At 72.8% G+C, this 22758-nt stretch carries 23 protein-coding genes; 7 read left to right on the top strand and 16 right to left on the bottom strand.

The window, feature by feature from the left end:
• The first annotated feature begins 82 nt into the window (after positions 1-82).
• Positions 83-1012, top strand: coding sequence for an LLM class F420-dependent oxidoreductase (locus E4P38_RS06825; RefSeq protein WP_135131021.1), 930 nt, complete (start codon positions 83-85; stop codon positions 1010-1012).
• A 6-nt stretch (positions 1013-1018) separates the two neighbouring features.
• Here E4P38_RS06825 and E4P38_RS06820 read toward each other — a convergent pair whose 3' ends face one another.
• Positions 1019-1417, bottom strand: a complete 399-nt coding sequence (locus E4P38_RS06820) for an EAL domain-containing protein (protein ID WP_167760473.1) — start codon at positions 1415-1417, stop codon at positions 1019-1021.
• 70 nt (positions 1418-1487) lie between these two features.
• Entirely contained in the window at positions 1488-2546 is a 1059-nt protein-coding gene (locus E4P38_RS06815) for a class I SAM-dependent methyltransferase (RefSeq protein ID WP_135131019.1), read from the bottom strand.
• Between the two features lie 173 nt (positions 2547-2719).
• Here E4P38_RS06815 and E4P38_RS06810 point away from each other — a divergent pair, with 173 nt between their 5' ends.
• The gene (locus E4P38_RS06810; RefSeq protein ID WP_135131018.1) at positions 2720-3463 is read left to right on the top strand and encodes a helix-turn-helix domain-containing protein; all 744 of its coding nucleotides are present in this window, start codon (positions 2720-2722) and stop codon (positions 3461-3463) included.
• Here the strand turns inward: E4P38_RS06810 and E4P38_RS06805 are convergent.
• Positions 3423-5696 (bottom strand): EAL domain-containing protein, encoded by a 2274-nt coding sequence (locus E4P38_RS06805; protein WP_245160849.1) that lies wholly within the window; start codon positions 5694-5696, stop codon positions 3423-3425. The two genes, E4P38_RS06810 and E4P38_RS06805, sit on opposite strands and share 41 nt — an antisense overlap.
• A 284-nt stretch (positions 5697-5980) precedes the next feature.
• On the opposite strand from E4P38_RS06805, the gene leuS reads away from it, so the two are divergent.
• Complete coding sequence (leuS, locus tag E4P38_RS06800; RefSeq protein WP_135131016.1) at positions 5981-8869, top strand: leucine--tRNA ligase; 2889 nt, start codon at positions 5981-5983, stop codon at positions 8867-8869.
• A 262-nt stretch (positions 8870-9131) separates the two neighbouring features.
• Here leuS and E4P38_RS06795 read toward each other — a convergent pair whose 3' ends face one another.
• From E4P38_RS06795 to E4P38_RS06780, 4 genes are all read right to left on the bottom strand, one after another.
• Positions 9132-9269: a pyridoxamine 5'-phosphate oxidase family protein gene (locus E4P38_RS06795; RefSeq protein ID WP_209308980.1), complete on the bottom strand. Its 138-nt coding sequence runs from the start codon at positions 9267-9269 to the stop codon at positions 9132-9134.
• Positions 9266-9913 (bottom strand): lipoyl(octanoyl) transferase LipB, encoded by a 648-nt coding sequence (gene lipB / locus E4P38_RS06790; protein WP_245160848.1) that lies wholly within the window; start codon positions 9911-9913, stop codon positions 9266-9268. Before lipB ends, E4P38_RS06795 begins: the two co-directional genes overlap by 4 nt.
• Before the next feature lie 5 nt (positions 9914-9918).
• Positions 9919-10653, bottom strand: coding sequence for a peptidase E (locus E4P38_RS06785; RefSeq protein ID WP_135131014.1), 735 nt, complete (start codon positions 10651-10653; stop codon positions 9919-9921).
• 69 nt (positions 10654-10722) lie between these two features.
• Complete coding sequence (locus tag E4P38_RS06780; RefSeq protein WP_135131013.1) at positions 10723-10944, bottom strand: hypothetical protein; 222 nt, start codon at positions 10942-10944, stop codon at positions 10723-10725.
• A 157-nt stretch (positions 10945-11101) separates the two neighbouring features.
• On the opposite strand from E4P38_RS06780, the gene E4P38_RS23820 reads away from it, so the two are divergent.
• Positions 11102-12685 carry a serine/threonine-protein kinase gene (locus tag E4P38_RS23820; protein WP_135131012.1) on the top strand — a complete coding sequence of 528 codons (1584 nt, stop codon included), beginning with the start codon at positions 11102-11104 and terminating at the stop codon, positions 12683-12685.
• A gap of 7 nt (positions 12686-12692) precedes the next feature.
• Here E4P38_RS23820 and E4P38_RS06770 read toward each other — a convergent pair whose 3' ends face one another.
• From E4P38_RS06770 to E4P38_RS23815, 4 genes are all read right to left on the bottom strand, one after another.
• Positions 12693-13601 (bottom strand): TIGR01777 family oxidoreductase, encoded by a 909-nt coding sequence (locus tag E4P38_RS06770; protein WP_135131011.1) that lies wholly within the window; start codon positions 13599-13601, stop codon positions 12693-12695.
• Between the two features lie 79 nt (positions 13602-13680).
• Positions 13681-15489 (bottom strand): 2-oxoglutarate dehydrogenase, E2 component, dihydrolipoamide succinyltransferase, encoded by a 1809-nt coding sequence (gene sucB / locus E4P38_RS06765; protein WP_135131010.1) that lies wholly within the window; start codon positions 15487-15489, stop codon positions 13681-13683.
• 48 nt (positions 15490-15537) lie between these two features.
• Positions 15538-16917, bottom strand: a complete 1380-nt coding sequence (lpdA, locus tag E4P38_RS06760) for a dihydrolipoyl dehydrogenase (RefSeq protein ID WP_135131009.1) — start codon at positions 16915-16917, stop codon at positions 15538-15540.
• Positions 16914-17039, bottom strand: coding sequence for a hypothetical protein (locus tag E4P38_RS23815; RefSeq protein WP_280791055.1), 126 nt, complete (start codon positions 17037-17039; stop codon positions 16914-16916). Before E4P38_RS23815 ends, lpdA begins: the two co-directional genes overlap by 4 nt.
• A gap of 42 nt (positions 17040-17081) precedes the next feature.
• On the opposite strand from E4P38_RS23815, the gene E4P38_RS06755 reads away from it, so the two are divergent.
• On the top strand, positions 17082-17438 hold the full coding sequence (locus E4P38_RS06755) for an oxidoreductase (RefSeq protein WP_209308979.1): 357 nt from the start codon (positions 17082-17084) through the stop codon (positions 17436-17438).
• A 102-nt stretch (positions 17439-17540) separates the two neighbouring features.
• On the opposite strand, the gene E4P38_RS06750 is transcribed toward E4P38_RS06755, so the two are convergent.
• Positions 17541-19052, bottom strand: a complete 1512-nt coding sequence (locus tag E4P38_RS06750) for a leucyl aminopeptidase (RefSeq protein WP_135131008.1) — start codon at positions 19050-19052, stop codon at positions 17541-17543.
• Positions 19053-19143: 91 nt separating this feature from the next.
• On the opposite strand from E4P38_RS06750, the gene gcvT reads away from it, so the two are divergent.
• Positions 19144-20250 carry a glycine cleavage system aminomethyltransferase GcvT gene (gcvT, locus tag E4P38_RS06745; protein WP_135131007.1) on the top strand — a complete coding sequence of 369 codons (1107 nt, stop codon included), beginning with the start codon at positions 19144-19146 and terminating at the stop codon, positions 20248-20250.
• A gap of 3 nt (positions 20251-20253) precedes the next feature.
• Here gcvT and E4P38_RS06740 read toward each other — a convergent pair whose 3' ends face one another.
• Genes E4P38_RS06740 through E4P38_RS06725 form a run of 4 tightly spaced genes read right to left on the bottom strand, consistent with a single transcriptional unit; the run spans position 20254 to position 22434 of the window.
• On the bottom strand, positions 20254-21387 hold the full coding sequence (locus E4P38_RS06740) for a YihY/virulence factor BrkB family protein (protein WP_135131006.1): 1134 nt from the start codon (positions 21385-21387) through the stop codon (positions 20254-20256).
• A gap of 59 nt (positions 21388-21446) precedes the next feature.
• Entirely contained in the window at positions 21447-21719 is a 273-nt protein-coding gene (locus tag E4P38_RS06735; RefSeq protein WP_135131005.1) for a DUF4235 domain-containing protein, read from the bottom strand.
• Positions 21716-21988, bottom strand: a complete 273-nt coding sequence (locus E4P38_RS06730) for a DUF3618 domain-containing protein (RefSeq protein ID WP_135131004.1) — start codon at positions 21986-21988, stop codon at positions 21716-21718. The genes E4P38_RS06735 and E4P38_RS06730 overlap by 4 nt, the downstream gene beginning before the upstream one ends.
• Positions 21985-22434, bottom strand: a complete 450-nt coding sequence (locus E4P38_RS06725) for a phage holin family protein (RefSeq protein WP_135131003.1) — start codon at positions 22432-22434, stop codon at positions 21985-21987. Before E4P38_RS06725 ends, E4P38_RS06730 begins: the two co-directional genes overlap by 4 nt.
• 108 nt (positions 22435-22542) lie before the next feature.
• Between E4P38_RS06725 and E4P38_RS06720 the strand changes: the two genes are divergently transcribed.
• The gene (locus E4P38_RS06720) at positions 22543-22755 is read left to right on the top strand and encodes a hypothetical protein (RefSeq protein ID WP_135131002.1); all 213 of its coding nucleotides are present in this window, start codon (positions 22543-22545) and stop codon (positions 22753-22755) included.
• Positions 22756-22758 lie beyond the last annotated feature (3 nt).

The following is a 22758-nucleotide window of genomic DNA, read 5'->3' as shown; positions in this document are numbered from 1 at the left end:
TCATCCTGCCCGGTCCGGCCGGTGAGCACACCCCGAGGGGTCCCGCCGGGCGACGGAGCGGGGGCCTGGTTAGCGTCGGGGCGTGGAACTGCGGATCTTCACCGAACCCCAGATGGGCGCCACCTACGACGACCTGCTGGCCGTCGCCCGGCGCACCGAGGAGACCGGCTTCGACGCCTTCTTCCGGTCCGACCACTACCTGACGATGGGCGGGGACGGCCTGCCGGGGCCGACCGACGCGTGGGTGACCCTCGGCGGACTGGCCCGCGAGACCAGCCGGATCCGGCTCGGCACCCTGATGACGGCCGCCACGTTCCGGCTGCCCGGCCCGCTGGCGGTCTCGGTCGCCCAGGTGGACCAGATGAGCGGTGGCCGGGTGGAACTCGGCATCGGCGCGGGCTGGTTCGAGGCCGAGCACACCGCGTACGGGATCCCGTTCCCGTCGGTCGGCGAGCGCTTCGACCGCTACGAGGAGCAGCTCGCCGTCATCACCGGGCTGTGGAACACCCGGCCGGGGGAGACCTTCGACTTCGCCGGCGAGCACTACCAGCTCTCCGGTTCACCGGCGCTGCCCAAGCCGGTCCAGGACGGCGGTGTCCCCGTGATCGTGGGTGGCTCGGGCAAGAAGCGGACGCCTCGCCTGGCGGCCCGGTACGCCGCCGAGTTCAACGTGCCGTTCAGCTCGGCGGAGGACAACGCACGCCTGTTCACCGGCGTCCGCGAGGCCTGCGCGGACGCCGGCCGCGATCCGTCGTCCCTGGTCTACAGCTCGGCGCTCGTGCTGTGCGTGGGCAAGGACGAGGCCGAGCTCGCCCGCCGGGCGGCGGCCATCGGGCGCGAGGTCGACGAGCTGCGCGAGCACGGCGTCGCCGGCACCCCGGCCGAGGCGGTCGACATCCTGGGTCGGTACGTCGAGGCCGGAGCAGAGCGGTTCTACCTGCAGGTGCTCGACCTGGCCGACCTCGACCACCTCGACCTGGTGGCGAGCGAGGTCGCTCCTCAGCTGGCCTGACCCGCCTCAGACGAACGGCCGGACGGCGTCGTCGCGCCGGAGCCAGGCCTCGAACTCGTCAGCCGGCAGCGGACCAGAACCGGCATGGAGTACCTCGCAGCCCAGGCGGGTCAACGTCGCATCGACGTGCACGTCCACCGAGTCCGCGTGCACGGTGCTGCCGAGTACGCGGGTGAGTGCCACCGTGTGTCCCACGACGAGGGCGGCCGTGGGGTCGGCGACCACCTCAGCGGCCACGGCCGGGTGCAGCGCGATCCGGTCGACCGGCAGGTCGCGGAGCCGCGCGAGCACCACGGCTCCGCTGCCGTACGCCTCGACGGCGGTCGGAATGCCGCGCGACCGCAGCGGGGGGACCGCGTGCGGGGCGTCGGTCAGCGGCGCGCGGTCAGGGCCGAGGGCCGGCACAGGTCGGGTCGTCGTGCCGGGTGAAGGCCACGGCGGCGACGACGCGCCCGTCCCCGGCACCGTCCCCCGATCAGGCGGGACGGCGTCCCCAGGTGAGCGCGTGCATCGGCGTGAGCTGCACCGAGCCGAGGTCGACGAACCCGTGGCGCGAGAGCAGGTCGTCGTAGGCCGCACGCGGCAGCAGTTGGTCGTCGATCTGGGCCTCGAAGAACTGGATGCCGGTCATGATCCGGCCGGGCACGCTGCGCAGCCCCTCATCGGTGTCCGGGAACGGGAAGTCGGAGATGACGAACCAGCCGCCCGGCTCCAGCGCCGCCATCACGTTCTCGGCGACCCGGTCGATGTCCCGGCACTCGTGCATCGAGATGTTGTTGATCACCACGGTGGCCGGCCGGTCGACGGTGAAGTCCTCGAGGGCGCTGTGCAGCACCTCGACCCGGTCGCTGAGCCCGGCGGCAGCCACCCGCTCCCGAGCCTGCTCGACCGAGTGCAGGTCGCCGTCGACCCCGACGACGACGCTGCGCGGGTACGCGGTGGCCAGCCGGACGGCGCCCAGCCCGGCGCCGCACGCGGTGTCGACGACCCGGACGCCGGCCTCGAGTCGCTCGGTCAGGCCGGGCACCTTCGCGAGCCCGCCGGGGACCAGTCGCGTGTAGAACGGCGTGCCCGTGCCGGCGACGGCGGCGATCCACTCGGGGCTGGTGTCGTCCCACCACATCCGCTCGCCGGTGGCGAAGTGCGCCTCGAACCGGCCGAACATCTCCGGAGCCTCGGTGACGGCGAACACGCCCCCGACCCAGGCCGGTGAGGCGGTGTCGAGCAACAGCGTCGCGATGTGGTCGCCGAGGCGGTAGCCGCTGCCCGCTCGGTCGAGCACCCCGGCGGCCAGGCCGCCACGGCACCAGACGCCGACGTAGAAGGGATCGAGGTCGAGGGCCTCGGCCAGATCGTCGGGCGTGCTGCCCGGGCCGTCGGCCAGCTGCCGGATCAGGCCCTGGCGCAGCCCGATGGACACGGTCCGGTGACCGACGTAGCCCGCGATGAGCGCGAGCACCTTCGGAGCGGTGTCGGCCAGGGTGGGCTCGCCGGTCGGGGCCGGCGTCGCGGGGGAGGGAGCGGTGAGGGTCATGGCGACTTCCAGGGAGGAGACGGGAGGAGGACGCCGTCCAGAGTTCTGCCGCCCCGCGCCCGCCCCCAGTGCTGGATCTGTATCCCGCCAGTACAGCTTCTGTACTACCGCCGGAAGGGGTGCGCCCCTAGCGTTCCCTACCTCGGAGCCACCAGTCGACGGGAGAGGGACCGATGCCCTCGCACTACGGCCAGTTCTGTCCGGTGGCCAAGGCCATGGAGCTGCTCGACGAGCGGTGGACGCTGCTCGTCGTCCGCGAGCTGATGATGGGCAGCCAGCACTTCAACGCGCTGCGCCGCGGCGTCCCCAGGATGTCGCCGGCCCTGCTGTCCAAGCGGCTGCAGACGCTGGTCCGAGCCGGGGTCGTCGAGCGCTGGGAGGACGGCAACCGAGTGACCTACCGGCTCAGCGAGTCCGGCAAGGAGCTCGAACCGATCGTGGAGGCGCTGGGCCGCTGGGGAACCCGCTGGATCCCCGAGCTCGGCGACGACGACCTCGATCCGCACCTGCTGCTCTGGGACATCCATCGCAACGTCGACACCGAGGCCGTGCCCGACGGCCGGACGGTCGTGGGCTTCGACTTCCCGGACGTGCGCCGGGCGACCCGGCACTGGTGGATCGTGATCACCGGGGATGGGGTCGACGTCTGCGACAACGATCCGGGATTCCCCGTGCGCGTCACGGTGGAGGCGACGCTGCGGACGCTGACCCTCATCTGGCGCGGCGACCTGGACTGGGCGTCCGCGCTGCGCTCCGGTGAGCTGGTCCTCCACGGCGAGCCGCAGGCCCGCCGGGCCCTGCCGCGCTGGCTGAAGCTGTCCAGCCTGGCGTCGACGCCCCGGCCCGGGCCGCGCCCGGTGGCCGCCGTGCCCGCGGTCAGGCCCGGGTCTGCTCGAGCAGCAGCGGCCGGGGAGTGACCAGCCACCGGAGGAAGTCCTCGACCGGCATCGGGCGGGCGATCGCGTAGCCCTGGGCGATGTCGCAGCCCAGCCGCGCGAGCGCCGCACCGGTGGCGGCGTCCTCGACCCCTTCGGCGACGAGCCGCAGCCCGAGGTCGTGGGCCAGGGCGACGGTGTGCTTCACGATCGCCGCGGCCCGCCGGTCGTCGTCCACGTCGGCGGTCAGGCTGCGGTCGAGCTTGAGCTCGTCGGCGGGCAGGTGCCGGAGGTAGGCCAGCGAGCTGTAGCCCGTGCCGTAGTCGTCGATGGACGTCCGGACGCCGAGCAGCCGCAGCTCCCCGAGCACCGTGCGGCCACGTTCCGGGTCGGCCATCAGCGTGTCCTCGACGAGCTCGAGGGTGAGCGCCTCCGGCGGGAGCCCGTGCCGCGCGAGGCCGGCCGAGACCTTGCCCGGCAGGTCGAGGTCGTTGACGTTCGCCGCGGACAGGTTCACCGACACCGGGACGGGCTGGTCGGACCACCACAGTGCAGCGGCCGCCATGGCGAGCTCGAGCACGGTGTCGGTCAGCGGCCTGAGCAGGCCTGCCTGCTCGGCGGCCGGCAGCAGCTCCGCGGGGGAGAGGAGGCCACGGGTCGGGTGGTTCCACCGGACCAGCGCCTCGACGCCGACCACCCGCTCGTCGTCGAGGGCGACCTGCGGCTGCAGGTGGACGACGAGCTGATCGTCGTCCAGGGCCGTCCGCAGCTCCTCCATCGTGCGCAGCCGGTCGCCGGACCCGCCGTCCGGGGCGGGCAGGTAGACGTGCACGCCCTCGCGGCCGGACTTGGCCGCGTACATGGCGACGTCGGCGCAGCGCAGCAGCTCCTGCACGGTGGCGGCCGGCACCGGGGCGGTGGAGACGCCGATGCTCACGCCCACGTGCAGCCGGATGCCCTCGATCGTGAACGGCTCGAGGATGAGGTCCCGGAGCCGCTCGGCCAGTTCCTGCGCCTCGTCGAGGCCGGCGTCGTGGAGCAGGACGGCGAACTCGTCGCCGCCGAGCCGGCCGAGGAGCTGACCCGGGCCGAGGGCGGGCCGCAGGCGTGGGCCGACCTGCCGGAGCAACTGATCGCCGGCGTGGTGGCCGAGGCTGTCGTTGACCTCCTTGAAGCCGTCGAGGTCCAGGAGCAGCAGCGCCGCGGGACGGCGGGCCGTCGCCGTGGCGAGCGCCGTGGAGGCCTCCGCGAGGAGCTGACGGCGGTTGGGGAGGCCGGTCAGCTCGTCCGTGCGGGCCTGCTCACGCACCTCGTTGAACGCCCGCACCTCCCGGAACGTGATCGCGGTGCGGCAGAGGGCAGTGAGCACGCAGCCGACGGCGAGCCACGCCGCGGCCGGGTTCAGCCGGTCGCCATAGCCGGCGCCAAGGACGAGGAGGCTGGCGACATTGCAGGACAGGGGAACCGCGAGGACCCGCCAGCCGACCCGGGCGGACGTCGTCCTGACGGGGGCGGGTGAATCGGGTTTGCTGACGTGCGCGGCAACCGCCATCAGCGCCGCACCGGCCAGCCAGGCCAGGTCGAGCGCGCCGCCTTCGACGTAGATGTCCTGCGTTGCCAGGTCGAGGAAGACGATGTCGCCGACCAGGTTGGCGACGATGGCGGCGGCCAGCAGGAGCAGCGTCCGGTCGCGGCGGACGCCCAGGATCGCGCCGACCGCGCCCAGCAGCGCCAGCAGGACGACGTCGGCGATCGGGTAGGCCAGGCCCGTGGCGACCACGGCAGGATCGCCCTCCGTCATCTCCAGGGCCGGGCCCAGCAGGACGGCCACCGCGACTGCGCCGGCACCCAGAGCGCCGACGATGCCGTCCAGCCACATGCTGGCGTGGAAGCGGATGACGCGCGTCTTGATCAGCGCGAGGAGGGCGACGTACAGCGGCAGGTAGTAGACCAGGTAGAACAGGTCGGCTATCGAGGGAAAGGGCTCGTTCTCCATCCGCGCGATGACGACGGTGTAGATCACGTTGCCGATGACGCTGAGCGCGAGCGCGACCGCGAGCGACCACCACGCCAGCCGATCGACCCGGGCGGACAGCGCCGCCGCCACGCAGGCGATCGCGCCGAATGCGAAGACCGCGTTGTACAGCAGCAGGTCGTAGACGATAGGCCAGATCTCGCCGTCGGGACGGGGGCCGACCCCGGTGGCGAAGAGTGTCAGGCTCGCGAGCGTCAGGATCAGCGGCAGGCGGGAGGACGACGCGTCCTCGTCACCCACCACTGAACGGCGTTCGCGTTGCACACAATGTGAATCGGCCGCTGCGCCGACATCTGGAGCCGGGGCAGCGGCTAGTTGGTCACGACAGCGGAAGCAGGGCCGCATCAGGCCGGGGAAGGGTGCCGCCCGGGTACCAGCCCTCGCGGTAGGCTGGGCGGCGTGACCGGGCGGCTCCTTCTTTCCAGGCCGTGCTGACCTGAGACGTTCAGACAGCACGGCGACCCCTCCTGCGTGAGGGGTTTTTTGATGTCCGCCGCCGGTACGCGAACTTGGGAGCACGCGCGATGAGCCAGACTGCCGACCAGCAGGGTGCCGAACTGACGTCCGGTGACGTCCCGCCGCACCGTTACACGCCGGCCCTGGCCCAGCAGATCGAGCTCGCCTGGCAGGACCGCTGGGAGCGCGAGGGCACCTTCCACACGCCCAACCCGACCGGCCGGCTGAGCGCGGGCTTCGAGAAGGTTGCCGACCGCCCGAAGTTCTTCCTGATGGACATGTTCCCGTACCCGTCGGGCACCGGGCTGCACGTCGGGCACCCGCTGGGCTACCTGGGTACCGACGTCACCAGCCGCTTCCGCCGGATGGACGGCGACAACGTGCTGCACCCGATGGGCTACGACGCCTTCGGCCTGCCCGCCGAGCAGTACGCCGTCCAGACCGGGCAGCACCCGCGGGTCACCACCGAGGCCAACATCGAGGCGATCCGGGCGCAGCTGCGCCGCCTGGGCGTCGACCACGACGACCGCCGCAGCTTCGCCACCATCGACCCGGGCTACTACAAGTGGACCCAGTGGATCTTCCTGCAGCTGTTCGGCTCCTGGTTCGACGAGCGCGTCGGCAGGGCGCGCCGGATCGAGGACCTGATCGCCGAGCTGGACGCCGGCACGCGCGAGCCGGCCTCGGGTACGAACCCGCTGGGGCGGCCGTGGGCCGAGCTGGACGAGGTGGGACGACGGCTGGTCGTCGACGCGCACCGGCTGGCCTACCTGCACCAGGCCCCGGTGAACTGGTGCCCCGGACTGGGCACCGTGCTGTCCAACGAGGAGGTCACCGCCGACGGACGCTCCGAGCGCGGCAACTTCCCGGTGTTCCGGCGTCCGCTGACCCAGTGGATGATGCGGATCACCGCCTACGCCGACCGGTTGATCGACGACCTGGACCGGCTGGACTGGACCGACTCGCTCAAGCAGATGCAGCGCAACTGGATCGGCCGCTCGGCCGGGGCGCGCATCGGGTTCTCGGTCGGCGACGAGACCGTGGAGGTCTTCACGACGCGACCGGACACGCTGTTCGGCGCGACGTACATGGTGCTGGCGCCGGAGCACCCGCTGGTCGCGGCGCTGACCGCGGCGGCGTGGCCCGACGGCACCGACCCGCGCTGGACCGGCGGCGCGGCTACCCCGGCCGAGGCGGTCACCGCCTACCAGCGGCAGGCCTCCCGCCGTTCGGAGCTGGACCGCCAGACCGAGGGCCGCGACAAGACCGGCGTCTGGCTCGGCGTCACCGCCGCCAACCCGGTCAACGGCAACGCGCTGCCGGTGTTCATCGCCGACTACGTCCTGACCGGCTACGGCACCGGCGCGATCATGGCCGTTCCCGGTGAGGACACCCGCGACTGGGAGTTCGCCGAGGCCTTCGGGCTGCCCGTCGTCCGCACGGTGCAGCCGCCGGCCGACTTCGACGGCGGCGCGTACACCGGCCCGGGGCCGATGATCAACTCGTCGAACGACGAGATCTCGCTGGACGGGCTGGACAAGGCGACCGCCATCGCGACGATCACCGACTGGCTGGTCGAGCACGGCCACGGCGAGGCCACCACCACCTACAAGCTGCGTGACTGGCTGTTCAGCCGGCAGCGCTACTGGGGCGAGCCGTTCCCGATCCTCTACGACGAGAACGACCTGCCGGTCGCCGTCCCGGAGTCGATGCTGCCGGTGCTGCTGCCCGAGGTGGAGGACTACTCACCGAAGACGTTCGCCGACGACGACGCCGACTCCGCCCCCGAGCCGCCGCTGTCGCGCGCGACGGAGTGGACGACGGTCGAGCTGGACCTGGGCGACGGGCCGAAGAAGTACCGCCGCGAGACCAACACGATGCCCAACTGGGCCGGTTCGTGCTGGTACTACCTGCGCTACCTGGACCCCGGCGACGACGAGCAGATGGTCGACCCCGAGCTGGAGAAGTACTGGCTGGGCCCGCGGGAGCCCGGTGACGTCGGCGGGGTGGACCTGTACGTCGGCGGTGTCGAGCACGCCGTGCTGCACCTGCTCTACGCCCGCTTCTGGCACAAGGTCCTGCACGACCTGGGCTACGTCTCCAGCGAGGAGCCGTTCCGCCGGCTGGTCAACCAGGGCTACATCTCCGCCTTCGCCTACACCGACGAGCGGGGCTTCTACGTGCCCGCTGCCGACGTCGTGGAGAAGGGCGGCCAGTTCTTCTACGAGGGCAACCCGGTCAACCGTGAGTACGGGAAGATCGGGAAGAGCCTGAAGAACATGGTCACGCCCGACGAGATGATCGGCGCCTACGGCGCCGACACCTTCCGGGTCTACGAGATGTCGACCGGGCCGTTGGAGCAGTCGCGTCCCTGGGAGACCAAGGCCGTCGTCGGATCCCAGCGGCTGCTGCAGCGGATCTGGCGGGTCGTCGTCGACGAGCAGACCGGGGCCGTGCGGGCCGCGGACGTCGAGCCGTCCGAGGACACGCTGCGTGCGCTGCACCGGGGGATCGACGGCGTCCGCGACGGGTTCACCACCCTGCGGTTCAACATCGCCATCGCGCGGATCACCGAGCTGACCAACCACCTGACGTCGGTCTACGGCGCGGACAAGCCCGTGCCGCGATCGGTGGCCGAGCCGCTGGTGCTGCTGGTGGCCCCGCTGGCCCCGCACGTCGCCGAGGAGTTGTGGGCACGGCTGGGCCACGACGAGTCCTCTGCGTGGCACCCGTTCCCGGTCGCCGACGAGCGCTGGCTGATCGACGACACGGTGCAGGTCGCCGTCCAGGTCAACGGCAAGGTCCGGTCGCAGGTCAGCGTGCCGGCCGATGCCGACGCCGCGGCCCTGGAGGCAGCCGCACGGGCCGACGAGAAGATCGCGGGCTACCTCGACGGCGCGACCGTGCGCCGCGTCGTCGCCGTCCCGGGCCGGCTGGTCAACTTCGTCCTCGGCTGAGAATTCTCAGGCTGCCGGGCGGATGCGGATGATCTCGTTGCGGTCGGTGTCGCGGCGGCACAACCGCCGCACTACTCGCGACGTGACGTAGCACAGCCGGAACTGCAGGCCGTAGGCCCGGCGCAGGGCGGCGAGCGCGCCGGGCCACTCCGCATGCGCGACGAATCCGGCGACACCCTCGACGTCCGGACCCTCGACCCGGCTCAGGCCTCCTGCAGGGGCCCGACGCGAGCCTGCGAGCGGTGGGGGGCAGGGGGTCCTTCTATTTTCCGGTGTCGGTGCGCGTCCACACGAGGAGCGTGTCGCCGTCCGGCGCCGCCCAGACGGGGGTGCTGACCGGGACGCCGGTGCGGCGGAACGTCGTCAGGCTGACGTAGGTGCTGGAGGGGAGCGGGGTCATCCAGCGGTCGCGGGCTCGAAGGCCAGCACCCGTCGCATCGCGTCCTCGACCGGGCCGGTCGCGTCGGCCACCGTGATGTCGCGGCCGAGCTCCGCCGACAGCGACGTCACCCCGGCATCGGGGATCCCGCACGGGATCATGTTGGCGAACGCGGTCATGTCCGGATCGCAGTTCAACGCGAAGCCGTGCATCGTCACGCCGCGGGCCACCCGTACGCCGATCGCCGCGACCTTGCGCTCCGGCCCGGAGCCGTCGGCAGCCACCCAGACGCCGCTGCGGCCCTCGACCCGGCCGGTGGACAGGCCCAAGCCGGCGCACACCTCGATGAGTGCGTCCTCGAGCCGGCGCACGTAGGCGACCACGTCGATCGGGTCGGGCAGCGCGACGATCGGGTAGCCGACCAGCTGACCGGGGCCGTGCCAGGTGATCTTGCCGCCGCGGTCGACGTCGATGACCGGCGTCCCGTCGAAGGGCCGTTCGTGGGCCTCGGTGCGCTTGCCGGCCGTGTAGACCGAGGGGTGCTCCAGGAGCAGCAGGGTGTCGGGACCTTCGCCGGCGACGCGCTGGGCGTGCAGCTCCCGCTGCTGCGCCCAGGCCTCCTCGTAGGGAACCAGCCCCGCCCGCACGATCCGCAGCTCCGTCACGGTCATCAGCGTAGGCGGCGCGGCTCGACGCGCGTCTCGACCGCTGTGCCGTCCGGTCCGCGCTCCACGCGGTAGGCCGCCTTGTCCGGCCGATCGGCCACGGCCTCGACGAGGTCCGTCCCGCGGTAGACCAGGCCCACGCCGTCGTCGGTGGCATGCCCCGCGGGCAGCGTGCCCTCGGCGACCAGCCGGTGGTAGAGCGGCCGGCGCTGCTCCTCGGAGTCGTAGTGGACGCCGTTGGACGTCGGGATCAGCGCGAGGCCGTCGGTGACGGGGCGCAGGTCGGGGCCGTAGGAGTCCGTGGTGCCGCCGACGTGCCAGCACAGCGACCCCGCCGACACCCCGCCGAGGACGACGCCGGCCCGCCAGCACTCGGCGAACACGTCGTCGAGGCCGTGCACCCGCCAGACGGCCAGCAGGTTGGCCACGCTGCCGCCGCCGACCCAGATCACGTCCTGCTCGAGGAGGTGGGCACGGGCGTCGGCGACCGTCGGCATCGTGAACAGGCTCAGGTGGCTGACCTGCACAGCGCTGCCGGCGAAGGCGCCGTAGACGCCGGCCACGCGTGCCGGGTCGTCCCCGGTGGCGGTGCCCAGATAGCAGAGCCGCGGTCGCTCCGGCGCTCCGGCGAGCTCGGTCATCAGGTCGAAGACGGGGCCGGGACTCCAGTCGTAGGGGCCCCGGCCCCGGGAGGCGAACCCCATGCTGGTCGCGACGATCGTCGGTGCGGAGGCGGGCATGGCTCCGAACCTAAGTGCCGCGGGGGGATGTCGAGCCGCGGGGGTCTGCGCCCGCCGGGCGGCTGTGCGTCAGCGCAGGACGTCGGTCGCGACGTCGGCGACGATCGCGGCGAACGTGCGGGTGTCGACCTCGTCGTCGACGGTGACGCGGACGATGTCGGCGACCTGCTGCTTGCTGACCGGGCGCACGGCGGTCACCCGGGCAGCGGCCACGAGGTGCAGGTACCGGACGCGGTCGGGCTCGCAGACGACCGGTGACGCGGGGACCGGAAGTGTTCGGTGCGGGTGCATCGGTCGACGGTAAGCAGCCTTCGGGCGCCTCCGGGGCGACCACGCCGCGGAGGCCCGATCTCTCGTCCCGGGTGACACAGGACACCCAGCCGTCCCGTCGGTTCGGCTGTGGACAGCCCGAGCGGGGCGGACGCGGATCGGCCTAGCGTCCCGGTCCATGTCCTCCGCCGTAGCTGCTGGCGTGGCCGAAGCGCCGCTCGTTCCCGGATACGTCCTGGAGTCGCGGTTGGGCCGGGGTGGCTCCGGTGAGGTCTGGCGGGCCGTGCCCCGGCGGGGTGGCCCGCCGGTCGCCGTCAAGGTGCTGGTGGTGGGGGACCCGGAGCGCCAGGCCCGGGAGGCGGCGCTGCTGGGCGAGCTCGACCATCCGCACCTCGTCCGCCTGCTCGAGGTGGTGCACCAGCCGCAGCGCGGCGCGGCGCCGCGCGTGGCGTTGGTCCTGGAACTCCTGGCCGGCGGCAGCCTGGCTGCGCTGCTGGCCCGTCGCGGGCGGCTGCGCCCCGGCGAGGTGGTCACCGCGATCGCCCCGGTGGCCGCCGCCCTCGCCCATGCGCACGGGAACGGCGTCGTCCACGGCGATCTCTCCCCGGGCAACATCGTCTTCACCGGTGAGGGGCGTCCGGTGCTCACCGACCTGGGCGTGGCCCGGGTGCTCGGCGAGACGGCCGCCGGCGAGGTCACCCCCGCCTATGTCGACCCCACCGTGGCCCGCGGCGGGGCACCCGGGCCGGCATCGGACGTCTTCGGCGTCGCCGCCGCCGCGTTCCATGCACTGACCGGGATCGCACCCTGGAACGCGGCGACCCCCGCCGACACGCTCACCGTCGCCGCGGAGGGCCTGCTGCCGGACCTGGCCGAACTCGCCCCGGACGCGCCGCAGGCGCTGATCGAGGTGATCGGCCGCGGCCTCGCCGCCGACCCCCACGACCGCGGATCGGCGGCGGCGTTCGCGCTGGACCTGCGGCACGCCTGCCGACCCGAGCCGGTGCGGCTGCCGGTGGACGGCGTCCCGGACGCGGAACTCGGGATGACCGGCCGCGGTCCGCGGACGGAGCTCACCCACGAGGCGCCCGGCCGCAGTCCGCGTCCGGCCCCCGTCATCATCGAGCCGGCCGGCCGTCGGGACATCTGGCGTGCGGCGGTCCGCGGTGGGGTGGCGGCACTGTTCACCCGACGGCTCGCGGTGGTCGTCCTCGTCGTGGCGGCGCTGGCGGGGGCCGGCTGGGGCCTCCTCGGGGCGACCGGCGCCGCCCCCGAGGACGTTCCTGGGGGAGCGGCCGTCGATGCGGCCCCGTCGGAGGCGGCCGGTCCTGCGCCGCTGGAGGGGGAGCAGCGGATCGAGCCCGGAAGCGTCGACGAGTGGCGCGGGGTGGTCGCGGAGCTGTACGGCCGCCGGGCGGAGGCGTTCGCGACCGCGTCACCCGCACTGCTCGACGACGTCCACGTGCCCGGCAGCGCGTTGCTGGCGGCCGACACCCAGCTCGCACAGGAGCTGGCGCAGGCGGGCGAGGTGCTCCGCGGGTTCGAGCCTGCGGTCGAGCAGGTGACCGCCGCGGAGCTGGTGGGGGACCGGGTGCGCCTCGACCTGGTCGACAGCTGGCCGGCCTACGAGGTCGTGTCCGCGGCCCGGCCCGACGGCGAGGCAGTGCGGTCGGGGGCAGGGCGTCCGGCGACGGGCGTCCGGCTCGTTCTGGCCCGCTCCGGTGACGGGTGGCTGATCGAGAGCGCCGAACGTCAGACCTGACCAGCTCTCACCTCTTGGCGAGCGCCGCCCGCAGGGCCGAGGGCAGGTCCGTGTGGGTGAACTCGTACCCGGACTCCTGCAGCCGGGCCGGGAGGGCCCGCTGGCCGCCGACGACACTGGAGCGGCCGAACTCACCGAGCGCCAGCTTCAGGGCGAAGGCCGGCACCGGGAGCACGGTGGGCCGGTGTACCTGGCGGCCCAGCTCCGTCGTGAACTCGGCATTCGTCGCCGGGGCGGGTCCGGTGAGGTTGACCGGGCCGGCCACGTCGGCGGTCAGCAGGTGCCGGATCGCTCCGATCTCGTCGGACAGGCTGATCCACGGCCAGTACTGGCGCCCGTCGCCCATGCGGCCACCCAGGCCGAGCCGGAACACGGTGCCGAGGACCTTCACCAGCATCGCTGACCGGTCGAGCACCAGCCCGGTCCGCAGGTGCACGACACGGACGCCGGCCGCGTCCGCGGGGGCGGTGGCCGCCTCCCACTGGACGCACACCTGGGCCAGGAAGTCGGTGCCGGCGGGATCGGACTCCGTGACCGTGCGGGAGCCCGTGTCGCCGTAGTACCCGACGGCGGACCCGGACAGCAGGACGCGCCGGCGGCCCGGGTCTGCGGCCGCGGCCGCCGCCAGGGCGTCGCTGATCGTCGTCGTCGCGTCCAGGCGGCTCTGGATCAGGCGCTGCTTGTAGCCACTGGTGAAGGGGCGCGGACGGATGGGCGCTCCGGCGAAGTTGACCACCGCGTCCACACCGGCGAGCACGGACGGGTCGATGCGGTGGTGCTGGGGGTCCCAGCGGTGCTCGTCGACGGTCCGCGGGGTGCGCCGCACGAGCTGGATCACCTCGTGACCGTCGGCCCGCAGGGCGGGGAGCAACGCGCCGCCGATGAGTCCGGACGCGCCGGTGACCGCGATCTTCATTCCGTGGTGCTCCTTCTCCAGATCCCCCGGGGACGCGATCGGGGCCCCGGCAGAGTGCCGGGGCCCCGATCCACGACGCTCAAGCGAGGCCGAGCTCGCCTTCGAACTGTCCCGCTTCCAGCCGTTCCCGCACGGTGGTCAGGAAGCGCGCCGCGTCGGCGCCGTCGACGATCCGGTGGTCGTAGGTGAGGGCCAGGTAGACCATCGAGCGGATGGCGATGACCTCGCCCAGCTCCGCGTCCTGGACCACCACCGGGCGCTTCACCACCGAACCGACACCGAGGATCGCCACCTGCGGCTGGTTGATGATCGGGGTGTCGAACAGTGCGCCCCGGCTGCCGGTGTTGGTCAGCGTGAAGGTGCCCCCGCCCAGCTCGTCCGGCGTGATCTTGTTCGTGCGGGTCCGCTCCGCCAGGTCGGCGATCTTCCGGGCGATGCCGCCCAGGCTGAGGTCGCCGGCCTCGTGGATGACGGGCACGAGCAGTCCGCGCTCGGTGTCCACGGCGATGCCGAGGTTCTCGGTGTCGTGGTAGGTGACCGTGCCGGCTTCCTGGTCGATCGACGAGTTCACCGACGGGTGCGCCTTGAGCGCCTCGATGGAGGCCTTGGCGAAGAAGGGCAGGAAGGAGAGCTTCACACCCTCGCGGGACTCGAAGTCCCCCTTGGCCTGCTGCCGCAGGCGCGCGATCTTCGTGACGTCGGCCTCGACGACCGTGGTCAGCTGTGCGCTCACCTGCAGCGACTCGACCATGCGCCGGGCGATGACCGCGCGCAGGCGCGACAGCTTCTCGGTCCGGCCGCGCACCGACGTGTCGGGCATGGCCGCCGGCGACGGCGTGCGGGCGGCGGGAGCCTGCGCAGCGGCCGGGGCCGGTGCCGGTGCGGCGGGCGTCTCGGCCGCGGCCAGCACGTCCTGCTTGCGGATCCGGCCGCCGACGCCGGTGCCGGACACGGTGCTCAAGTCGACGCCACGGTCGGCGGCCAGGCGGCGGACCAGCGGGGTCACGTAGTTGCCGCCGCCGTCCCCGGACGGTGCCTCCTGCGCGGCCGGCGCCTGGGGTGCCGGAGCCTTCGCGGCGGGAGCCGCCTGCTCCTGCTTCGGGGCGTCCTGCTGGGGAGCTTCCTGCGTCGGCTCCTCCTGCTGCGGCTCCTCCTGCTTCGGCTCCTCCTGCTTCGGCTCCTCCTGCTTCGGCTGCGCCGGGGCGGACGCCGCCGCGGGCGCGCTGCCACCGGTGCCGATGACGGCCAGCTCGGCGCCGACGTCGACCGTCTCGTCCTCGTTGACCGAGATGGAGAGCAGGGTGCCGCTCACCGGCGAGGGGATCTCGGTGTCGACCTTGTCGGTGGACACCTCGAGCAGCGGCTCGTCCGCGGTCACCTCGTCGCCGACGGACTTGAGCCAGCGGGTCACCGTGCCCTCGGTGACGCTCTCACCCAGCGCCGGCATGGTCACCGAGGTGCCCTCGCCGCCGCCCGAGTCGCCCGAGCTGTCGGCAGGGGGTGCCGGCTGCTCCTCCTCCTGCTCCGGGGCGGGCGCCTCCTCCTGCGCGGGCTCCGGCTCCGGCTCGGGCTCAGCCTCGGCGGGCTCCGGCTCGGCCTCGGCCTCGGCGGGCTCCGCCTCCGCCGCCGGCTCGGGAGCGCTGCCGCCGTCGCCGCCACCGATGACGGCCAGTTCCGCGCCGACCTCCACCGTCTCGTCCTCGGCCACCAGAATCTTGGTCAGCACACCGGCCGCGGGCGACGGGATCTCCGTGTCGACCTTGTCGGTCGAGACCTCGAGGAGGGGCTCGTCGACCTCGACCTGCTCACCCTCCTGCTTGAGCCAGCGAGTGACCGTGCCCTCGGTGACGCTCTCGCCCAGGGCGGGCATGGTGACGGACGTCGGCATCGGGGCAGTGCTCCTTCTGGGGTGGGACGGGGGAGGAGAGCGGAACGGTCAGCCGTGCACGTGCAGGGGCTTGCCGGCGAGGGCCAGGTGGGCCTCGCCCAGCGCCTCGCTCTGCGTCGGGTGCGGGTGGATGAGGCTGGCGACGTCGTCGGCCTCGGCCTCCCAGTTGTAGATCAACTGGGCCTCGGCGATGAGCTCGCCCACGCGGCTGCCCACCATGTGGATGCCGACCACGGGGCCGTCGACGGCCTGGATGAGCTTCACCGCACCGGCGGTCTTCAGGATCTGGCTGCGGCCGTTGCCCGCCAGGTCGTAGGTCAGCGTCTTGATCTCGCCGTACTTCTCCTTGGCCTGGGCCTCGGTGAGACCGACGGAGGCGACCTCCGGGTCGGAGTACGTGATGCGCGGGACGCCGGCGTAGTCGATCGGGGCGGGGCTCAGCCCGGCCACCCGCTCGGCGACGAGGATGCCTTCGCCGAAGCCGACGTGGGCCAGCTGGAGGGTGGGGATGAGGTCACCGACGGCAGAGACGGTCGGCACGTTGGTCCGGCAGAGCTCGTCGACGAGCACGTAGCCGCGGTCGACGTTCAGGCCGGCCTCCTCGTACCCGAGGCCCTGGCTGACCGGCCCGCGGCCGACGGCGACCAGCACGAGCTCCGCCTCGAGCTCCTTGCCGTTCTCCAGCGAGACCTTCACGCCGTTCTCGGTGGTCTCCACGCCCGAGACGCGGCTGCCGAGCTCGAACCCGATCTTGCGACGGCGGAAGGCACGCTCCAGCAGCTTGGAGGAGGACTCGTCCTCCAGCGGCACCAGGTGCGGCAGGGCCTCGACGATCGTCACGTCGACGCCGAAGGACTTCCACGCGCTGGCGAACTCGCAGCCGATGACCCCGCCGCCGAGGACGATCGCCGACGCCGGTACGCGGTCGAGGTTGAGCGCGTGGTCGCTGGTGATGACCTTTGTGCCGTCGATCTCGATGCCGGGCAGCGTCCGGGCGTAGGAGCCGGTGGCCAGCAGGATGTGCTTGCCCTCGTAGGACTGGCCGTTCACCTCGACCGTGGTGGGGGACGTCAGCCGGCCCTCACCTTCGACGTAGGTGATCTTGCGCGCCTTCACCAGGCCCTGCAGCCCCTTGTAGAGCTTGGAGATGACGCCGTCCTTGTAGGCGTTGACGCCGTCCATGTCGATCCCGGCCAGCGACGTCTTGACGCCGAACTGCTCGCCCTCGCGGGCCAGGTCGGCGATCTCGCCGCTGTGCAGCAGCGCCTTGGTGGGGATGCAGCCGCGGTGCAGGCAGGTGCCGCCGACCTTGTCCTTCTCGATCAGGACGACGTTCAGGCCGAGCTCTGATGCGCGGAACGCGGCGGCATATCCACCGGAGCCACCACCGAGGATGACCAGATCGGCGGGGGAGGTGGGTGCGCTCACGGGTGCTCCTCGATGCAGTCGTCGGCGTCCCGCTCGCAGGCGGGGGCTTGCCCCTCATCCTGCCACTCCGGGAACGGGCCGGCCCGGAGCGCCGTTGCTTCACCGAGCGTCGCGATGATCACGATGAGGACACCGCGGCGGGACCGGACGACGGGAGGGACGCCATGGGCCTGTTCGACCGGCTGCGCGGCGGTGGCCGTGGCGGCTCGGGGCGCGGTCGCGGCGGTGGTCGGGGAACGCTGGACCGCGGCTCGCACAAGGGCGACCTGAGTCATCTGGAGCAGTTCGTGGCCACCCGCCGCGGCGTCGAGGGGTACGTGGAGCCGCGCACCGCCGTCACCGAGACGACGATCGTGCTGGTCGCGGCAGACGGCGAGTGGACCCGCCGGCGCATCGACGGCCTGGACATCGCGCGCCGTCTCTCCCGCGATCTGGCGATCCCTGTCTACGACGCACAGGTGACGGGCTACCCCCAGCGCATGCGGGACTGGAGCGCCCGCCAGAAGGACAGCCTCGACTGACGGGTCGGCGCCGTCCTAGCTCACCGTTGGGGGTCCTGGCTCACCATCGACGGTGAGCTAGGACCCCTGATGATCAGGAGACCTGATCATCAGGGAGCTCGCTCAGTCGGCGATGAGGGCTTCGATCGTGGCGAGCAGGGTGCGGACGGGGACGCCGGTGCCGCCCTTGGGGTTGTAGCCCCAGGGCGAGCCGGTGTTGTAGCTCGGGCCGGCGATGTCGATGTGCGCCCACGGCAGCCCGTCGGGCACGAACTCCGACAGGAAGTGCCCGCCGACGAGCATGCCGCCCATCCGGTCGGTGGTGGCGTTGACGAAGTCGGCGATGGGGGAGTCCAGACCGCGCCGCAGCTCGATCGGCAGCGGCATCGGCCACATGCCCTCGCCGCTGCGGGCTCCGGCGGCGACGACCGCGTCGCGGAGCTCCTCGGTGCCCATCACGCCCGAGGTGCGGTTGCCGAGAGCCACCTGCTGCGCGCCGGTCAGCGTCGAGGTCTCCAGCAGGACGTCGGGACGGTCCTCGGCGGCGCGCGCGATCGCGTCGGCGAGCACCACCCGGCCTTCGGCGTCGGTGTTGGTGATCTCCGCCTTCTTGCCGTTGCGGAAGGTGATGATGTCGGCCGGCCGGTAGGCGGTGCCGCTCGGCAGGTTCTCGGCGATGGGCACCGTTGCGGTGACCTCGACCGGGAGGCGCAGCTGGGCGACGAGGCACACGGTGGCGATCACGGCCGCGGCACCGGCCATGTCGCTCTTCATGTTCTCCATGTTGGCGGCGGGCTTGATCGAGATGCCGCCGCTGTCGAACGTGATGCCCTTGCCGACCAGCGCGATCTTCTTGCGGGCGCCTGGGCCGGCGTAGGTCAGGCGCAGCAGTCGGGGCTTGCGGACCGAGCCGGCGCCGACGGCCAGGATGCCGCCGTAGCCACCGGCGGCCAGCGCGTCCTCGTCGAGGATCTCCGCGGCGAGGCCCAGCTTCTCGCCGGCGGCGGCACCGCGGGCGGCGAGCTCGGCCGGGTAGAGGTCGTTCGGCGGGGTGTTCACCAGGTCGCGGACCAGGGCGACGGCGTCGGCGACGGCCCGGGTCCGGCGCAGCGCCGCCTCGGCCTCGGCGGCGACCGGAACGACGATCGTGAAGTCGCTCGGGGGCGCCTTGCGGTCGGCCGGCAGATCGGACTTGTAGGCGGTGAACTCGTAGGCGCCGAGCAGCGCTCCCTCGGCCACGGCGTGCAGGCGCTCGGCGTCCGGCGGGCCGCCGACCGCGGCCAGGAGGCTGACCACCGAGCGACGTCCCGCGAGGGCGCGGCTCGCGGCGCCGGAGGCGCGGCGCACGGCCTCCGCGGTGTAGGCGCCGAGGGCGTCGGGCGCTCCGAGACCGGCGACCGCGACGACGGGGAACGGGCCCTGCCCGAAGGACGGCAGCCGGGTGACCTCGTCCTCGGCGCCGCGCGCACCCAGGTCGGCCAGAGCCGGGAGCAGGCGCCCGCCCAGCAGGCGGTCGACCGCCTCGGCACCTGGCGTGGGCAGCAGCCCGTCGGGCCCCTTCCCGACGGCGACGACGACGGCGTCGCCGGTCAGCTTCTCGAGCGGGTGGTCGGTGGCGGAGATCGTCGGCGGCACCGCTCGATCGTAGTCAAAGGGCCCCGCTGCCCCCCGCACCCCGCAAGCTCGCCGCGGGGCCCTGCAGCGGGGCCGCGTTAGCGTGGCGTCCGTGAGCCTGCTGACCTCGCCCCTCCACGACCGGCACGTGGCCGCCGGTGCCAAGCTCGCCGACTTCAGCGGGTGGTCGATGCCGATCGAGTACGCCGGTGGCGGCGTGCTCGCCGAGCACACCGCCGTCCGCGAGGCCGTCGGCCTCTTCGACGTCTCCCACCTGGGGACGGCGACGGTGCGCGGACCCGGCGCGGCGGCGTTCGTCGACACCTGCCTGAGCAACGACCTCTCCCGCATCGGCCCAGGTCAGGCGCAGTACACGCTGTGCTGCGACGAGAGCGGCGGCGTCGTCGACGACCTGATCGTCTACCTGCACGGCCCCGACCACGTGCTGCTCGTGCCGAACGCCGCCAACGCGCCGGAGGTGCTGCGCCGCCTGGCGGAGGCCGCGCCGGAGGCGATCACCATCACCGACCGGCACGCCGAGGTCGCCGTCCTCGCCGTGCAGGGGCCGCACGCGCTGCAGGTGCTGGAGCTGCTCGGGCTGCCGGGGGAGCTCTCGTACATGTCGTTCGTGACCGGCACCGGCGCGCACGGCGCCGCGGAGGTGACCGTCTGCCGCACCGGCTACACCGGTGAGCACGGCTACGAGCTGCTGGTCGACGCCGACCGCGCGGCTGAGCTGTGGGACACCGTCCTCGAATGCGGGCAGGACCTCGGCATCCGTCCCTGCGGGCTGGGGGCCCGCGACACCCTCCGCACCGAGATGGGCTACCCGCTGCACGGCCACGAGCTGTCGCTGGAGATCACGCCCAACCAGGCGCGCAGCGGCTGGGCCGTGGGCTGGAAGAAGCCCGCCTTCTGGGGTCGGGACGCGCTGCTGGCCGAGAAGGAGGCCGGTCCTGCCCGGCTGCTGTGGGGACTGCGGGCGACCGGCAGGGGGATTCCCCGGCCGGGCATGTCGGTGCTCGACGCCGGCGGCGCCCGGATCGGCGAGGTCACCAGCGGGACGTTCTCACCGAGCCTGCGCACCGGCATCGGACTGGCCCTGATCGACGCCGCGGCCGGCATCGAGGCGGGCTCGGAGGTGACCGTCGACGTCCGGGGGCGGCCCCAGGCCGTGGAGGTCGTGCGGCCGCCGTTCGTCCCGTCGCACGTGCGCTGAGCGCTACCGCTTCCGTGTCGGGTCGCTGTCACCCGTCTTCGGCTCGGGTGAGTCGGGCAGCGTGTCGGCCATCTTCGCGTCCCGGGCGCCCATCGGCTGCGGCTCGCCGGTGGTCGTGTCGTGCGCCGTCTGGTGCTCGGCCTCGGAGTTGATCTCCGCCCCGAGCAGGACCAGGTAGCAGGTCAGGTACAGCCACAGCATCAGCACGATGACGCCGGCGATCGTGCCGTAGGTCTTGTCGTAGGACCCGAAGTTGTTCACGTAGAGCGCGAAGCCCACGCTGACCAGCGCCCAGATGACGGTGACGATCACCGCGCCCAGGCTGACCCAACGCAGGCGGGGAGCGTCGCGGTCGGGTGCGACGCGGTAGAGGACTGCCAGCGAACCCGCGAAGACGCCGAGCAGCACCACCCACCGCGCGACCTGGGCGAGGATCGTGCCGACGATGCCCAGCGGCAGGGCCTCCAGGATCGCGGGGACGACGGCGACCAGCCCGAACGTCACCAGCACGAAGATGATCGAGCCGAGGGTGAGTGCGAGCGACGTCAGCTTCAGCTTGACGAAGTTGCGGGTCTCCACCTCGTCGTAGGCCAGGTTGACCGCGGTGATCAGGTTGCCCATGCCGCCCGATGCGCTCCACAGGGCCGCGAGGATCGAGACGACCAGGCTCAGGGTCAGGGCGCTGCCGCTGTTGTTGACGATGGCCGTGAGCTGCTCGCCGATGAGTTCCGCGGCGCTGTCGGGCAGCTGGGCGGACAGCTCCTCGACCTGCTGGGCGACCGTCTCGGGGGAGGCGACCAGCCCGTACAGGGAGACCAGGGCGATCAGCGCCGGGAAGACCGCCAGGAAGCCGAAGAACGCCACACCGCCAGCGATGATCGGCATGTTGTCGGCCTTGTTCTCGGCCCACGCCCGCTTGAGGATCTGCTTCCAGCCCCGCCACGGGATCTCGGTGGGCTTCTCCGCGTGGATGCCCGGGAGCTCCTCCGGGGTCGGCGACCCGGCCGGCGGCGTGTCCGGATCCTGCGCGGGCCGCTCGGCGGCGGCCCGCGCAGCCTCCGCGCGCCGGGCGGCCTTCTCCTCGACCCGTTCCCGGATGCGGTCGACGGCGCTGTCGCGCTGTCTGGTGCTTGACATCGCGTTCCCCCTGCTGACGGACGGCCGAGTGCAGTGAAGCGGGCCGGGCCCGCGGGCGATCAGTCGCCCGGCCACGCACCGGTGAGCTGCTTGAATCCGCGTGCGCCGGCCCGGTCGATCGCGGCCTTCGTCGCGGCGAAGATCGCGCCCTGGATGGCCGCGGCGATCACGACCTCCTTCATCGAGTACTCGCTCTGCAGCGCCGTCGGCGCGTCGTCCTCGTCGGCGACCTGCTTCCAGATCTGCTTGAAGACGATCCCGGACAGGGTTCCCGCCAGGATGCCGCCGATGAGGCCGATCGGCCGGTAGGCGAGCTTTGCTCCCTTGCTCAACGCTTCCTCCTTCTCGTCGCACGCTTCCGGCGCACGATCACCAGACCGACCACCAGTCCCACCAGGGCTACGGCCCCGCCGATCACCAGTGGCGGGCTCTCGCGGTAGGTCTCGACCGCGGTGTCCTTCGCGCGGGCCGCACTCTCCTTGGCGCGGGCCGGGACGTCCAGCCGGGCGCTGAGCTCGTCGACGGTCCGGGCGAGCTGCTCGCGGGTGGCGTCGATCTCGGCCTTGATCTGGTCGGGGTCGTTCGTATCGGGTGTGGTCACCGGGAGACCGCCTGCTTCACGGTGTCGATGTCGGCCTGCACGCTCGCGATCGTCTCGGTCGGCAGCGGCGGCTTCGCCTTGTCGACGTCCTTCTTCCCGATCAGCGCCAGCACCCCGGCGACGGCGAACAGGACGACGGCCACGAGAACCGCTGCCAGCCACCCGGGCAGCACATTGGCAAGGCCGAGGATGGCGGCGGTCACCAGTGCTCCCACGCCCAGCAGGGCGACCACACCGGCGCCGCCGAAGAACCCGAGGCCGATCCCCAGACGCCTGGCCTTCTGCGTGACCTCGGCCTGGGCGAGCCGGACCTCGTCGCGGACCAGCCGGCTGACCTGCTCGCTCAGCTGGCCGACCAGCTCACCGGTCGAGGCCTGGGACGGATCGGGCGGCGGCACGGCGGCGCGGGTGGCGCCGTCCGTGCTGCGGGGCTTGGGTGCTGACACAAGGTTCTCCGCTCGGACGCAGTCGAGCGTGGATCATGCCCGCGCCCGGCAGGGCGTAATCCGCTGTCCGGTCACAGCACGGGCACGACGGATCACTAGCCTGCGTCCATGACCTGGCACTGGCGCCTCGAGGACCCGACCGGCTCGGCCATCGACCCCGCCACCCTCGGGGTGGAGATGCTCGAGACCGACAACCAGGGGGACGCCGAGTCCTGGCTCGGGGAGAACTGGCGGGAACTGCTCGACCGGGGCGTGGCCACGGTCACCCTGTTCGACGGGGACGACGAGGTCTACGGACCGATGGGCCTCGCCGCCCCCTGACCC

Source organism: Blastococcus sp. CT_GayMR16, assembly GCF_004570875.1.
Taxonomy (GTDB): domain Bacteria; phylum Actinomycetota; class Actinomycetes; order Mycobacteriales; family Geodermatophilaceae; genus Blastococcus_B.
This window is presented reverse-complemented; position numbering and strand designations above follow the sequence as displayed.